Here is a 15,395-nt window from a genome sequence, read left to right on the forward strand (position 1 = left end):
ATCCGGGATTTACTCTGTAAAACTATTAAAATGAACCATTTCTACTTTTGGCGAAAGCTTTTTAGGTGGCTTTGTTTCGGCTGGATAACCGAGACCGATAATGGCAACAACACGACGATCTTCAGGAATATTCAATATCTTTCGCGCATGATTTTCTCTACGAACAGATTCCTCTTCATCCTCTGCATGATAAATCGCACCAAAGGCTGCACCTAATCCTTGATTCACAGCCTCTAACCATGTATAACCAGATGCAATCGAAGTATCTTGGAGCCAATATTTACTTATATCCGGCCTACCAGTTATCGCAATGGCTGCCTTTGCTTCAGCGATCCATGGCATAAAGGGAGTCGTATCTTTTAATGCTTTAAGCTTTTCCGTATCTTTTATTACGATAATATCTTTTGAGGGGAGATTGTTTCCTGAAGGAGCATAGTAGGTCGCATCAATGACCTTTTCCAGTACTTCCTTCTCAATGGATCGGTCTTCAAATTTTGTGATTTCACGACGTTTTTTTATCGCCTCTAATACATCCATTTCTTTTCCTCCTCATTCCTTTTTCTATATTTTAGCAAATAGCAAACATTAAATCTACTAAAACAATTGGAATAGAAGGAAAATGTTACTCTTATTCTTGATAGGTACCAATTACTTCAATTGCTTCCTCAACTAATGACATATCGATAATTTTATCAAAATCTAGCTCTTCTTGAATAGCACCCTGTTCCTTATAAAATTCATACTGTTGAATCACATCCTCTTCAAAAATCGTACCATTTGGATTGAGTCCTGTTACGCCAGCTTGCACCCATTGTTCTTTATCCTTTAAAGCCGTATGATTTGCCATAATAGAGATTATCTCTTCTTCATCACCAGTACCTTTCATAAAAACATCATGATAATCACGTATACCTTCTAGATAGGCAGCCATAAAACGTACAGCAACATCACGACGATCTGTCAGAAATTTTGGTGACCCTAATACCATGGCAATTTGTGCTTTAGGTGCATAATCCGTTGCATCACCAAAGCGGGTATGAATACCTTTATTTTCACCCTGAGTAATTAAGGGCTCTATTTGCAAGGCGAGATCAATCTGTTTATTACTCATCGCTGCCATCATGTTAGCAAAATCACTCATTAACACAAATTCTGTTTCATTTGGCGACACTCCTGCATGTTCAAGCATTTTATGATAGATATAATCATCTACTGCATTTTTCGTGGAGACTGCAATTCGTTTCCCTTTGACATCCTCATAATCTTTAATTTCGTCCTTTAAATCCTCTCTAACAACAAATGTGAAATACGAATTGCCTTTATTGTTGTGTCCTTTATCTGCAATAAATCGAACATCGATTCCTTGTGCAATGGAATTAAAGAAAGAGGCAGAGGAGACACCGCCCGCCACGTCGACTTCCCCTGCTGCAACGGCCGGGAGCATTTCATCACTATTGCCAAATGTAGCAAATTCTACTTCAATATTGTACTTCTCAAAATAACCTTTATCTTTAGCGATATAAAAGCCTGCACCAGAAGCTGATCCATCTTCTGCAATCACAACTTTCTCTGTTTTTTCTAATGGTGGAAGCTCTCCATCGGATGCTTTTTCTGCTTTAGGCTTTTCCTCCTGCTGACAACTCGTTAAACATAATATAGCCAAAATGCTTATAAGCAGACAACCAATGATTTTTTTCATCATCATTCCCCCAAAACTTATCTTGTTTGTTTTACTTCCTTCTGTAAATGCTCCCAAATTTCTAAGAAGGTATTGGTGATTTCAGGATCGGAGCGTACCTGTTCAATGGTTCTTGGTCTTTCCAACCTAATCGGGATATCCCTAACGATTTTGCCTGGCTGTGCGCTCATCAGTAAAATTCGATCACTTAATAGTAAAGCTTCATCGATACTATGTGTAATAAAAAGTACCGTTTTCTTCGTTTCCTGCCAAATAGATAAAAGCTCTTCTTGTAATATAAATTTATTCTGCTCATCTAGTGCAGCAAACGGTTCATCCATTAATAAAATCTCAGGGTCATTCGCAAAAGCTCTTGCAATGCTTACCCTTTGCTTCATTCCACCAGATAGTTCCTTTGGATAGAGCTTTTTGAAATTTATAAGACCGACTTTCCGTAAATAATGTTCTGTTTGTTCCTTTATATACGAGGAAGGTAGGTGGCGCATTTTTAATCCAAAGGCAACATTTTCTTCTACTGTAAGCCAGGGGATCACGCCATTTTCCTGGAATACCATAGATTGGATAGGGGTTTTGGATGATCCCTCTTGTTGAATGTTAACTTCTCCTGTAGTAGGTACTTCTAATCCTGCAAGAATTCGAAGTAAAGTGGTCTTTCCACAGCCACTCGGTCCTAGTAGACAGACAAATTCTCCTTCTTGAATCGACAAATGGATTTGATCCAAAGCCTCAATATATTTATTCCGTTTCTTGAACTTTTTGGATAATTGCTTGATTTGGATTTTTGACATCATCATCCCCCGTTTCAACCATTATTTCCATGGCAATAATTTTCGTTCGAGTCCTCTAAGTAATAGGGAAAATAAATAACCAAAAAACGATATAAGTACTAATCCTACATACATTTCTGGTAAAAGAAAGGCTTTATAATTCATCCAAATCAAGTACCCAATTCCAGAGGTTGCACCAATCATTTCTGCAGCAACAATCGTCAGTAATGCAATTGCCTGACCCATTTGAATCCCTTCAAGCATGACAGGTAGTGCCCCAGGTAGTGCGATTTTTAAGAAAAAATCCTTCGCACTTGCTTGATAGTTTTTTGCGACATCTAAGTAAATCCGGTCAATATTGGCAACTCCTGCAGCAGTATTAATTACAACAGGAAAAAATACACTGATAGCAATGGTTACTATTTTGGAAAACTCCCCAATTCCAAACAAGATTAAGATAATCGGTAGCATAGCTAAAGTTGGTATTGGCATGAAAATCATCACAATAGGGGAGAAGAAGTATTTAAAATGTTTATACATCCCCATTAATAAACCAATACAAATTGCTGGAAGCACCCCTAATAAAAAGCCTAACAAAATTCGCACAAGGCTTACTGAGACATGCTGAAATAGCTCTCCTGATTCCCCTAATTCTATTAAAGTTTGTAATATTACCGTTGGTGGCGGGAAAAATCTCGCATCTAAAATATTGGTTTGGGATAGAATTTCCCAAAGTAATAATAAAATGAGTGGGGAGGAGATGGTGATCAATTGTTGAATCGATAATTTTGTCTTCATAAACCTCTTCCTCTCTTATATGGTCATATTATGATAACCGCCCAAATAATGTGCATGAGAAAATGAACAAGAAAAAACCCGGATTTTTATCATATAGATAAAGTCCGGGTGGAGGTGCATTTGTTTATGATTATGTATATAAGGAGCTTACAGATTGTTGTTCGTATAATCGGATAATCGCTTCTGCTACTATTGGTGCTACGGTTAACTGGGTAAGCTTGTCGATTTTTTTATGCTCGGTTAATGGAATAGTATTAGTAACAATTAACTCTACTAAATTAGAAGCAGCAATTTTCTCTACAGCTATACCGGATAAAACCGGGTGTGTGGTACAAGCATAAACCTCTGTTGCACCATGTGCGTATAATGTCATGGTACTTGTCGTTATTCTACGACCTGTATCAATTATATCATCAATGATGATAGCGGTTTTTCCATTCACTTCACCTACAACATTAATAGTAGATGCATTATCTCTAGGCCCCCTTCGATCGACTATCGCAATAGGTGCTTTTAATTGATCTGCGAGCTGTCTGGCTCGTGATACACTGCTATGGTCAGGTGCCACAACAACTATGTCTTTTAGCTTTTTCTTTGACAGATATTCGCCAATAATTGGAACAGCTGTGATTGGATCAACTGGTATATTAAAGAATCCTTGGGCTTGAGGAGCGTGTAAATCAATAGAAATCATTCGGTTTGCCCCGGCCTTTTGGATTAAATCAGCAATCAGTTTTGCGGTTATTGGTTCACGGGCACGTGATTTTCGATCCTGACGGGCATATCCATAATATGGTATTACTACATTGATCGATCGAGCAGATGCACGTTTTAATGCATCAACCATGATTAGTAATTCCATTATGTGATCCTCTACAGGATCGTAAGTTGATTGGATGACATAGACATCACAACCACGAATACTTTCTTCAATATTAATTTGTATTTCGCCATCACTAAATGTTTTTACAGATGATTCGCCTAGTTCAATTCCGATATTATCAGCAATTTCTTTTGCGAGTTCTGTATTCGAATTAAGGCTAAATACTCTCAAATTAGTATTATGATAAGTATTGCTCAAGGAAAAAACCTCCTACTTTAGTGAAAATTTCAAATATAAAACAATTCATAGAAAATTTTATTGTAATTAAAAAAAGCTAACTACCTAATCATAAAGCAAAAGGCTCGAGGTGAAAAGTAATTCGTTGTTTTATTTCATCCTAAAATCACAACTGTCCACAAGCTCTCGTTATCCTTCTTTATCTCGGAGGAATCTTGAGGAATGTTAGCACCTCATGGATGGAATTCTTACCTTACCCCAAAATAACTAATTAATGTTCGAATTTGCTTTGTTTGTTCAGATAGTAGTGTTTTACTATTCTTCATACATTCCTGTAGGGATAGTGGTCGATTAGTGATAGAGAAGCATCCAGCAAATTTTTCGCGTAAACGTTCATTATTTTCACCTAAGCTACCTGAAAGTAATAGACATGGCTTCCCATATTGCTGAGAGAGATCAGCTACATGGCTAGGGGCTTTACCGAATAAGGTTTGTTCATCGCTTTTGCCTTCTCCAGTTATAACAAGATCTGCATTTGTGATCGCCTTTTTTAATTGAATTGCCTTAGCTACAAGGGAGGCACCAGATTCTAGTTGTCCATTTAAGACTAGAAATGCAAAGCCTAGGCCACCAGCTGCACCAGCTCCTGGGGTATTTTTCACGTTTATATTGAATTCCTTTTCTATAAGATTGGCAAAGTAATCTAATGCATCGTCAAAGTGTGTTATTTGCTCATCCGTTGCCCCTTTTTGCGGTCCATAGATTGCTGATGCTCCATTGTCTCCGCATAAAGGATTGTCGACATCACAAGCAATTTGGAAATGGGTATTTTTTAAGCGTGGATCAAGCTTTGATAAATTAATGGAGTGGATGTTTAACAGGTCTTGTCCAAAGGGACCGAGCTTCTTTCCATCTTCATCATATGCCTCTAATCCAAGTGCTTGTAGCATTCCAAGTCCACCATCATTAGTTGCACTTCCACCTAAACCAATAATAAATGAAGAACAACCTCTTTCTAAAGCATCTAATATCGCTTCTCCTATGCCATAAGTGGTGGTTAGGTTGGGATCTCTATCTTCTTCCTTTACTTGGATAATTCCTGCATGTAATGCGGTTTCAATGACTGCTATGTTTTCATCGATGATAGCATAATAGGTATCAATGGGATTACCTAATGGCCCGGATGTGGAAACAGATACAGCATTTCCATTAGTAGAAGACAGAATAGCCTCAATCGTTCCTTCACCACCATCAGCCATTGGCTTAATTGTAACAGTATCCTCAGCGATTTCCTCTAGAGCATTTTTTATTGTCATAGCTACCTCTGTAGCGGATAAACTTCCTTTAAAAGAATCTGGAGCAACTATTATATTCATGTTAATCCTCCTCGGACAGATTACGAACTTAATTCAAATTATACTGAAGGTAGCGCATACATACAACAAGTAACCCTAATATTTGAACAATAAAAAGAGAAGGTGTTATTTACCTTCTCGATCATACATGTACAATTCTCATTTTTAATTATTATGTTGAACAAAGCCTTGGCGTGCTTTTAATGATTTTCGCATTTCTAATAACATAATGGTAAAGGCAATATGTCCATATACTAGGTTAGCAAAGAATAGGATCCAAAGGTAACTTTCATGTGGTGCGATACCAACGGAAACAAATTTTATAAATGTATACCATGCACCTAAAATAAATGGAATTTGGAATAACGCTGTTTTTTTCCAGTTGTCACCCCAAAGTAAAAATGGTGTAAAGCTAAATATTAACAAGAATATCAATAATATATCCATCATGATCACCTCATAGGCAAATTAATTATTTGTAAGTGTTTCCAGTTACAGTATAACACACTTGTTCACAATTTTGTAACTTTTCCTTCAAAAAATAGACACATTTAATTTTCTAACTTACTAATTCTTTACCCGCCTATGAAAATAAAAAAACCTTTGAGCATTTAATTTATGCCCAAAGGTTTGAAAAGTGAATCAGCCAGTGTTGCGAAGACCTGCCGCAACACCATTGATGGTTAATAAAGCTTCCAACAATAATTCTTGATATTCTTCACTGTTTTCATCTGTGTTCCGTAGTTTAGAAATTAATTGAACCTGTAATTGATTTAACGGATCAATTAATGGATTACGTACACGTACTGATTCTTTAATATTTGTCTTATTATCAAGCAATTCTTCTTGTCCTGTAATTTTCAAAATAATATCTTTTGTTATATGATATTCCTCTTCAATTTGACCAAATATTCGGTCACGAATGTCAGGATCCTCGACCATGTTAGCATATTCTTTTGCTGTTTCAAGATCTGCCTTTGTAAGAGCCATTTGTAAATTATCTATTGTTGCCGTAAAGAATGGCCAGTGCTTATACATATTTTGTAAAAATTCTAAATTATTAGTTTCATCTAGATATTTTTTAAAGCCAGTTCCTGTCGCGAACCAGGCAGGTAACAACTGTCTTGATTGAGTCCATGCAAATACCCAAGGAATGGCGCGTAGATCTTCCAAATTATCGCTACCTTTACGTTTCATTGGACGAGAACCAATATTTAGATCACCAAGCTCATGCAATGGTGTTGCTTGATTAAAGTATTTAATAAATCCTGGTTCATCAAATACTAGGGATTGATATTTTTTCAAGGCATATTCTGAAATGATGCCCATTGCTTGTTCTTCTTCTGGAGTTGGTTGCATAGTAGAGCTTTCATCATTGATACCGAGAATACCTGTAATTAAAGTAGATGTGGCTTGCTCTAGACTTCGGTAAGCAATGTCTTCTAAAAGGTATCTAGATGATAATACTTCTCCCTGTTCAGTTATTTTTACACCATCTCCAAGTGTAACAGGAGGCTGTGATAATAGACTTGAATAAAGTGGACCACCACCACGTCCAAGCGAACCGCCACGTCCATGGAAGAATTTTAGCTTCACTCCATATTTAGATGCAATAGCGTGAATTTCTTGCTGTGCACTATAAAGTTCCCAATTTGCTGTAATATTTCCTCCATCTTTACTACCATCTGAATACCCGAGCATGACCTCTTGATGGTTGCCACGAGCTTCAATATGCTTACGATATAAAGGAATATCTAATAGCTTTTGAATCATTTCTGGACCATTCTTTAAATCATCAATGGTTTCAAGTAGTGGGGCAATGTGTATACGACTTACTACTTTACCATCAGGATACACGCGATATAGTCCTGCTTCTTTTGCTAATACAAGTACCTCTAATAAGTCACTGACATTGTCTGTCATACTGATTAAATAGACTTCAATTGCACGTAATCCAAAGGTGTCCTGAGCCCGTTTTATCATACGGAAGGTATCAATTACCTCTAATGTTTCCGGTGTGAACTCATCATATATCGAGATCATAGGACGAGGATTTTCTAAAACACTGATTAAAGTTTGTACCTTTTCTTCTTCACTTAGGTTTTTATAATTATCTGTAATGCTTACATTATTAAAAATTTCTGTCAGTGCTGCTTCATGCTCACCACTATGGTTACGTATATCTAATGATGCTAAATGAAATCCAAATAAATCTACCTGGCGAGCAACTTTTCTTAATAATTTAACCGGATTCTTGTTTGGGTGATGCAGTTTCATACTATCACGAATAAGATTAAGATCTGCTAAAAGCTCCTCTGATTCGGAATATCCTCGTTCATCATCCTGTTCAGTATAGGCTAATTTTTTAAGCATATAAGCTAATTTAACGCGATACACTTCGTCTTCCTTATGCCATCCTTCTTCTCCTAAAGCTTTTTTATCTAACTCTATGGATTCACGAAGCTCCTTACTCACTTCAATCTTCGTATCAGAATGACTCAAACGATCCTTTAAGATGGTTAGTGAATCTTTATATTTTTTAAGGACTAATCGACGATGACGTTTAATGGTTTCGAATGTAGTAGTTGCTTTTACAAAAGGATTTCCGTCTCGATCTCCACCGATCCATGAACCAAATCGGAGAAAGGATGGAATGTTCCAACGTTGATTATATTTTTCAAAAAGAAGATCTTCTAAATCATCGTGAATTCTAGGTAATACATCAAATAAGACATGATAGAAATAATAAAGACCGTTGGATACTTCCTTCATTACAGAAGGTTTTTTCTGCCTGATTTCTTGTGTTTGCCAAAGAATGGTAATTTCATTATAAATTTTCTCTTTAATCAATTTTTTCTCATATCGTGTATAAGAATAATCCCAAGCAGTTAATAGTTTTGCAATCCGTTTATGGATTTGTAGTATCGTTCTTCTAGTTGCTTCTGTTGGGTGTGCTGTCATAATTAATTCAAGAGAAAGCTTATCTAATAATTCAGTGATTTGTTCAGGGGTTACGTTATTATCAACTAATTGCTTCACACCCGCTTCAAGTGAACCAGGCTGTATGATGTTGGCATCTTGAGCCTGATATTCGCGTCGACGACGAGTCCGGTAGTTCTGTTCCGCAACATTGATTAAATGTAAGTGAATAGAAAACGCTCGAATTACATTTTGACGTAAACTAGGATCAAGGGATTGGATTGCTTCCTTAATTTCTTTTTGTGTTGCCTGGGTACTAGTATCACGAACATTTGTAGAAAGTTCACGGATTTTCTTGATTTTATCTAATAATTCTTCTCCGCCTTCATGTAATAAGACATCATCTAAAATTTTCGTTAAGTACTCCACATCTTTAAGTAAGGAAATTGTTTTCTCGTCAGATTTTACTCCCATTTATCCCACTTCCTTTCAAAAATATTGTTGTATGATATGGAACATTTCGTAAAAATTAAGTACGAATTGTTGATCGTCCTTGCGCGAAAATCGCACAACGTTTCATTGGTTGGAGTTGGATAGAGGAATTGGCTTAGAAATGAATATAAATAGACACCTTTACTATCATAACATGAATTTGTCGAATTGAATAATTTTTCGCTACCACAGCTAGAAGAATCATGTATAATCAAGGGGAAAGAAAAACAGGAACATTACTAGTTTAAGCTAAAACGAATGGTTGCGCAAATATTTTTTATTGGGAATATTCAGAAATTTCCCTAATTAATAAAGAAAAAGTGAAGATAGAATTGGAGTTGTAATCATTGATAAAATTATCTGGAGTCTTACCAGCAGCAAGAAAAATGAAGGATTTTGAAAGAATAGCCCATAGTAATTTCGAAATCTTAATTTTACTTGAAACGAGAATAGCTCAAATTCATCAAATGGTGAATTATGCACATAAACGGGGAAAAAAGGTTTTAGTTCATACCGATTTGATTAATGGTTTAAAAGTAGATCGTTACGGAATGGAATACTTAATTCGTGTCGTAAAAGTCGATGGTGTGATATCTACACGTGCTAATGTAATAGCATTAGCTAAAAAGAATGAAGTAATAGCGATTCAACGGTTATTTGCATTGGATAGCCTTGCTTTGCAAAATAGTAAAAGATTAGTAGAACAATCCAAACCGAATTATGTCGAAGTCCTTCCAGGTATTATACCTTCCGTAATAGAAGAAGTCGCCGTGGACACTGGAATTCCGGTTATAGCAGGTGGCTTAATTAATACAAAAGAACAAGCCAATCAAGCCTCTAATGCAGGAGCTATTGCTGTCACAACCTCGAATAATGCTTTGTGGGAATTTGAATTCTAAATAAGGGATGCATTTCAAACAAAAAATAGGATTGACAGCGTTTTATTTATAAGTTATGCTTAGAAGCAACAAGTTAACGAATGTGTTGGAGAAATGGAGTCCACACTGCAATATTTAGTACTTCCTTGGGGGAAGTATGGATATTGTTAGTGTGGACTTTTTTTGTACTCTAACTAATTTCGTGTTATGACTTGTAATTTTAAGGGTAATTTAAACTATAAGGGGTGAGTAAAGTGTCTGAATTTGTGGCAGAATTAATTGGAACTATGATCCTCATTATTTTCGGTGGAGGAGTAGTTGGTGGAGTAGTATTAAAAAAGACAAAAGCGGAAGGTGCTGGATGGGTAGTGATTACGATTGGCTGGGGGTTAGCTGTGGCAATGGCAGTTTACGCTGTTGGTAATGTTTCCGATGCGCATGTAAATCCTGCCGTGACCTTAGCGTTCGCAGCGATAGGTGAATTTCCTTGGTCAAAAGTGCCGACTTATATTACAGCTCAGCTAATAGGTGCTTTTATTGGTGCAGTTATTGTATTTCTTCAATATCTTTCTCATTGGGGCAAAACAGAAGATAAAGGGGCAAAGTTAGCTGTTTTTTCAACAGATCCTGCAGTAAGAAGTCTGCCATCCAATTTATTAAGTGAAATGATCGGTACATTTGTATTAATTATGGGGCTTTTGTTCATTGGTGCTAATGATTTTACAGACGGTCTCAATCCAGCAATCGTAGGGTTATTAATTGTTGCGATCGGAGTGTCTTTAGGTGGAACAACTGGCTATGCTATAAACCCAGCAAGAGATCTAGGTCCACGAATTGCCCATGCAGTATTACCTATTATCGGCAAAGGGTCCTCAGATTGGGGTTATGCCGCCATACCAGTATTTGGTCCGATTATTGGTGGTGTTTATGGCGCCGTATTTTATAATGCGTTCTTCCTAGGGGAAATAACAGCATTATTTTGGATCATGTCAGCTGTTGTGTTAGTAATTGTTATAGTAGCTGTCTCTAAAGAATTAAGAAAAAATAATACAAACATAGCAGAAAAAGCCAGTGACAAGGTTGTATAAAGACATTTAATATAGAGGATTTTTAAGATACGAGGAGGAATTAAAATGGAAAAATACATTTTATCGATTGATCAAGGTACGACAAGTTCAAGAGCAATTATTTTTAACAAAAAAGGCTCGATTGTGGATGTTGCACAAAAAGAATTTGAGCAGTTTTTTCCAAAATCGGGATGGGTAGAGCATGATGCGAATGAAATTTGGACCTCTGTTTTATCATGTATCGCAGAAGTTCTGAGAAAATCAGATATTGAGGCAAACCAAATCGAAGGTATTGGAATTACGAATCAACGAGAAACAGCAGTTGTTTGGGATCGACATACTGGAAAGCCAATTTATAAGGCAATTGTATGGCAATCACGTCAAACAGAAGATATATGTCGAAGATTAAGAGAAGCAGGACATCAAGATCTTTTTCGTGATAAAACAGGTTTACTAATCGATGCTTATTTTTCTGGAACAAAAGTGAAATGGATCCTTGACAACGTGGAAGGCGCAAGAGAAAAGGCCGATAATGGAGATTTATTATTCGGGACAATTGACACATGGTTGATTTATAAGCTAACTGGCGGAAAAGTACATGTTACCGATTACTCTAATGCTTCTAGAACACTAATGTATAACATTTATGATTTGAAATGGGATGAACAGCTACTCGATATTCTGGGGGTTCCATCTAGCATGCTTCCTGAAGTAAAATCCTCCTCAGAGGTGTACGGCGAGACCGTAGATTACCATTTCTTTGGTCAAAATGTACCGATTGCAGGAATTGCTGGGGATCAACAAGCAGCATTATTCGGTCAGGCATGCTTCGAAAAAGGAATGGTGAAAAACACGTATGGAACAGGGTGCTTCATGTTAATGCATACAGGTGAAGAGCCAGTGAAGTCTGACCACGGATTATTAACAACCTTAGCTTGTGGTGTTGACGGCAAAGTGGAGTATGCATTAGAAGGAAGTATTTTTGTAGGTGGTTCTGCAATTCAATGGTTAAGAGATGGATTAAGAATGTTTAAAGATGCAAAACAGTCTGAAAAGTATGCGACAAGAGTAGAATCAGCAGATGGTGTTTATGTTGTTCCTGCTTTCGTTGGTCTAGGTACACCATATTGGGACAGTGATGTACGTGGAGCAGTTTTCGGATTGACACGAGGTACACAAAAAGAACATTTCATCCGTGCAACACTTGAATCGATTGCCTACCAAACAAAGGATGTACTTGCTGCCATGAAGGATGATGCAGGTCTTGAAGTAAAATCATTCAGAGTAGATGGTGGTGCTGTTGCAAATAATTTCTTAATGCAATTCCAGAGTGACTTAGTGGATCTTCCTGTAGAAAGACCAAAGGTAATCGAAACAACGGCATTGGGTGCAGCTTATTTGGCTGGATTAGCTGTAGGCTATTGGAAGGATCGCGAGGAAATTCAAGCACAATGGCAAATGGACAAAAGATTTAGTAGTGAAATGAACGATCAAGACAGACAAAAGCTGTACTCAGGATGGAAAAAGGCAGTAGAAGCAGCCAGAGTATTTAAATAAAAACAAAAAGAAGGGGACATCTATTATGACTTTTTCTAGTTTGAATCGCAAAAATACTTACCAACAAATGAAGGAGACGCCGCTTGATATGATTATTATTGGTGGCGGAATAACTGGAGCAGGTATCGCACTAGATGCTGCTCTACGTGGCCTTCGTGTAGCCGTTTTTGAAATGCAAGATTTTGCTGCGGGTACATCAAGTAGATCAACAAAGCTTGTTCATGGAGGACTTAGGTATTTAAAACAATTTGAAGTAAAAATGGTTGCAGAGGTCGGCAAGGAAAGAGAAATTGTCTATGAGAACGGACCTCATGTTACCACACCAGAATGGATGATGCTTCCATTCTATGAAAAGGGTACATTTGGCCCGTTATCCACTAATATTGGACTAAGGGTGTATGATTTTTTAGCAGGGGTTAAAAAATCAGAAAGAAGAAAAATGTTTAATAAGCAAGAGGCACTCAAGCGTGAACCACTTTTAAAGAGTGAAGGTCTAAAAGGTGCCGGTTATTATGTGGAGTACAAAACTGATGACGCAAGATTAACAATGGAAGTAATGAAAAAAGCGGTAGAAAAGGGAGCACTTGCTCTGAACTACGCAAAAGTAGATGATCTTATCTATGAAGATGGCAAGGTTATTGGTGTTCAGATTAAGGATCAGTTAAATGATGAGACCCATCATATTCATGGGCAGTACATTGTCAATGCCTCTGGTCCGTGGGTGGATACAATTAGAGAAATAGATCAATCGAAAAAAGGAAAGACACTTCAGCTGACAAAAGGAATACATCTTGTTTTTGATCAATCAAAATTTCCATTGCAACAAGCGATCTATTTTGATACGCCTGACGGTAGAATGGTATTTGCCATACCACGAGATGGGAAAACGTATGTTGGAACGACAGATACAGTATATAAAGGCGATATTGCCCATCCAACAATGACCGAATCAGATCGTGACTATGTAATAAATGCTATTCAGTTTATGTTCCCGAACCTAGATATTTCTTCACAAGATGTGGAATCAAGCTGGGCAGGACTAAGACCTCTCATTTATGAAGAAGGTAAAGACCCTTCTGAGATTTCTAGAAAGGATGAAATATTCGAATCAAGCTCTGGTCTTATCTCAATAGCTGGAGGAAAACTAACTGGATATCGCAAGATGGCAGAGGATGTAGTAAAAGTAATTGTTGATAAAATGATTGAAAAAGAAAAAAGGGTATTTAAGCCGAGCAATACGAAGCATTTACCAATTTCAGGTGGAGATGTTGGTGGTTCAAAAGGCTTTGTGGCTTATGCTAAAGAACAGGTTAAGGACGGAATGAAGATAGGGCTAACAAAGGAAGAGACAAAACTTCTTATCCTTCGCTATGGATCTAATGTTCCAAAATTATTTGACTATTATAAGAAAGCTTTAGAGGATGATTCAGACATTCATCCTGTAACAAAGGCAATGCTTCTGTATAGTATAGAGCACGAATTAACGTGTAAACCTGTTGATTTCTTTATTCGAAGAACAGGAGCGCTTTTCTTTGACATAAACTGGGTTCAGCAGGAAAAAGATGCTGTTATAGATGAAATGCAACATATTTTTAAATGGACAGATGAGCAAAAGGATGTGTATACGAAAGAGCTTGAAAATCTCTTATATGAAGCAGTACACCCAACAAATGAATAACCCGAATTGGACTCAGTCAGAGCTCTGACTGAGTCCATCATTATCAAGTAGGAACAGATACATTAAAAGTGGAAAAAACATCTAAATTCCGATACGATGAAAGAAAATGAAAGTAGAGGTGAAGCGGATTGAAAAAAGTAATAAATGATCCAAATCATGTTGTCGATGAAATGATTACTGGATTAGTAACAGCTTATCCGAATCTTTTGAAAAGGCTTCCGAATACAAATGTAGTTGTACGAACTGATGCTCCAGCTGAAGGAAAAGTTGGTATTGTAAGTGGAGGTGGAAGTGGGCATGAACCAGCCCATGCAGGTTATGTGGGAAAAGGAATGTTAGATGCTGCTGTAGTAGGGGAAGTGTTTACCTCTCCAACTCCAGATCAGGTGTTAGAAGCGATCAAAGCAGTTGACAGTGGGAAAGGTGTTCTTTTAGTTATTAAAAATTACACCGGAGATGTGATGAACTTTGAAATGGCCAAAGAAATGGCTGAAATGGAAGGGATCCAAGTAGATCAAGTCATTGTTAATGATGATGTAGCTGTAGAAGATAGTACCTTTACTATAGGTAGAAGAGGAATAGCTGGAACTGTATTTGTTCACAAGATAGCGGGGGCATTAGCAGAAAATGGTGCCTCACTTGAAGAAGTAAAGAGCATTGCGGAAAAAACAATTGCGAATGTTCGCTCTATGGGGGTTGCCTTATCAGCTTGTACGGTACCAGCAGCTAGTAAACCAAGTTTTACATTAGCAGAAAACGAGATGGAAATTGGAATTGGAATACATGGAGAGCCAGGTATTGAACGCGTTCCGTTAAAACCCGCTGATCAAATAACGGAAATTTTAGTCAACAAAATCTTATCGGATATAGATTATGAAAGAAGCGAGGTTGCAGTAATGATCAATGGATTGGGAGCTACACCAGAAATGGAGCTACACATTGTCTATCGAAAGCTCTCAGAACTTTTAGGCAATAAGGAGATTAAAATCTTCCAAACATGGGTAGGAGAATATATGACATCTTTAGAAATGGCAGGATTTTCGATAACCTTATTAAAATTAGATCAAGAATTGAAAAATCTCTTAACACGAAAAGTAAAAACGATAGCATTTCACGTTTAATAGG

13 protein-coding genes are annotated in these 15,395 nt (G+C 37.1%); 5 read left to right on the top strand and 8 right to left on the bottom strand.

From position 1 onward, the window contains the following. Window positions 1-9 precede the first annotated feature (9 nt). From ACZ5R4_RS19745 to ppc, 8 genes are all read right to left on the bottom strand, one after another. Window positions 10-537, bottom strand: a complete 528-nt coding sequence (locus tag ACZ5R4_RS19745) for a nitroreductase family protein (protein WP_109983648.1) — start codon at window positions 535-537, stop codon at window positions 10-12. A gap of 91 nt (window positions 538-628) precedes the next feature. Next, a complete protein-coding gene (locus ACZ5R4_RS19750; protein ID WP_109983647.1) occupies window positions 629-1,699 on the bottom strand; it encodes an ABC transporter substrate-binding protein in 1,071 nt (356 codons plus the stop codon). Between the two features lie 17 nt (window positions 1,700-1,716). Next, window positions 1,717-2,487: an ABC transporter ATP-binding protein gene (locus tag ACZ5R4_RS19755; protein ID WP_054787260.1), complete on the bottom strand. Its 771-nt coding sequence runs from the start codon at window positions 2,485-2,487 to the stop codon at window positions 1,717-1,719. Between the two features lie 21 nt (window positions 2,488-2,508). Then, window positions 2,509-3,264: an ABC transporter permease gene (locus tag ACZ5R4_RS19760; protein WP_109983646.1), complete on the bottom strand. Its 756-nt coding sequence runs from the start codon at window positions 3,262-3,264 to the stop codon at window positions 2,509-2,511. Between the two features lie 130 nt (window positions 3,265-3,394). Beyond that, on the bottom strand, window positions 3,395-4,345 hold the full coding sequence (locus ACZ5R4_RS19765) for a ribose-phosphate diphosphokinase (protein WP_109983645.1): 951 nt from the start codon (window positions 4,343-4,345) through the stop codon (window positions 3,395-3,397). A 227-nt stretch (window positions 4,346-4,572) separates the two neighbouring features. Further along, on the bottom strand, window positions 4,573-5,700 hold the full coding sequence (locus tag ACZ5R4_RS19770) for a glycerate kinase (protein ID WP_109983644.1): 1,128 nt from the start codon (window positions 5,698-5,700) through the stop codon (window positions 4,573-4,575). 144 nt (window positions 5,701-5,844) lie between these two features. Then, window positions 5,845-6,126 (bottom strand): spore morphogenesis/germination protein YwcE, encoded by a 282-nt coding sequence (locus ACZ5R4_RS19775; RefSeq protein ID WP_054859816.1) that lies wholly within the window; start codon window positions 6,124-6,126, stop codon window positions 5,845-5,847. Between the two features lie 195 nt (window positions 6,127-6,321). Continuing rightward, entirely contained in the window at window positions 6,322-9,072 is a 2,751-nt protein-coding gene (gene ppc / locus ACZ5R4_RS19780; RefSeq protein WP_109983643.1) for a phosphoenolpyruvate carboxylase, read from the bottom strand. Between the two features lie 365 nt (window positions 9,073-9,437). Here ppc and ACZ5R4_RS19785 point away from each other — a divergent pair, with 365 nt between their 5' ends. The 5 genes from ACZ5R4_RS19785 to dhaK all read left to right on the top strand — a co-directional run bounded on the left by ACZ5R4_RS19785 (window position 9,438) and on the right by dhaK (window position 15,391). Further along, entirely contained in the window at window positions 9,438-9,989 is a 552-nt protein-coding gene (locus ACZ5R4_RS19785; RefSeq protein WP_054859818.1) for a glycerol-3-phosphate responsive antiterminator, read from the top strand. Between the two features lie 233 nt (window positions 9,990-10,222). Beyond that, the gene (locus ACZ5R4_RS19790; RefSeq protein ID WP_109983641.1) at window positions 10,223-11,056 is read left to right on the top strand and encodes an MIP/aquaporin family protein; all 834 of its coding nucleotides are present in this window, start codon (window positions 10,223-10,225) and stop codon (window positions 11,054-11,056) included. Between the two features lie 45 nt (window positions 11,057-11,101). Beyond that, complete coding sequence (gene glpK, locus ACZ5R4_RS19795; RefSeq protein ID WP_109983640.1) at window positions 11,102-12,592, top strand: glycerol kinase GlpK; 1,491 nt, start codon at window positions 11,102-11,104, stop codon at window positions 12,590-12,592. 25 nt (window positions 12,593-12,617) lie between these two features. After that, a complete protein-coding gene (locus ACZ5R4_RS19800) occupies window positions 12,618-14,270 on the top strand; it encodes a glycerol-3-phosphate dehydrogenase/oxidase (protein WP_109983639.1) in 1,653 nt (550 codons plus the stop codon). A 128-nt stretch (window positions 14,271-14,398) separates the two neighbouring features. Further along, window positions 14,399-15,391 (top strand): dihydroxyacetone kinase subunit DhaK, encoded by a 993-nt coding sequence (gene dhaK / locus ACZ5R4_RS19805; protein ID WP_464367876.1) that lies wholly within the window; start codon window positions 14,399-14,401, stop codon window positions 15,389-15,391. The last annotated feature ends 4 nt before the right edge of the window (window positions 15,392-15,395 follow it).

This window comes from Gracilibacillus sp. JCM 18860 (assembly GCF_055395245.1).

Excerpts from the sequence above, each read along its gene's own strand:
- ACZ5R4_RS19760 (WP_109983646.1), bottom strand. The coding sequence starts at position 3,264 with ATGAAGACAAAATTATCGATTCAACAATTGATCACCATCTCCTCCCCA.
- ppc (WP_109983643.1), bottom strand. The coding sequence starts at position 9,072 with ATGGGAGTAAAATCTGACGAGAAAACAATTTCCTTACTTAAAGATGTG.
- ACZ5R4_RS19750 (WP_109983647.1), bottom strand. The coding sequence starts at position 1,699 with ATGAAAAAAATCATTGGTTGTCTGCTTATAAGCATTTTGGCTATATTA.
- ACZ5R4_RS19770 (WP_109983644.1), bottom strand. The coding sequence starts at position 5,700 with ATGAATATAATAGTTGCTCCAGATTCTTTTAAAGGAAGTTTATCCGCT.
- ACZ5R4_RS19755 (WP_054787260.1), bottom strand. The coding sequence starts at position 2,487 with ATGTCAAAAATCCAAATCAAGCAATTATCCAAAAAGTTCAAGAAACGG.
- ACZ5R4_RS19775 (WP_054859816.1), bottom strand. The coding sequence starts at position 6,126 with ATGGATATATTATTGATATTCTTGTTAATATTTAGCTTTACACCATTT.
- ACZ5R4_RS19800 (WP_109983639.1), top strand. The coding sequence starts at position 12,618 with ATGACTTTTTCTAGTTTGAATCGCAAAAATACTTACCAACAAATGAAG.
- glpK (WP_109983640.1), top strand. The coding sequence starts at position 11,102 with ATGGAAAAATACATTTTATCGATTGATCAAGGTACGACAAGTTCAAGA.
- ACZ5R4_RS19745 (WP_109983648.1), bottom strand. The coding sequence starts at position 537 with ATGGATGTATTAGAGGCGATAAAAAAACGTCGTGAAATCACAAAATTT.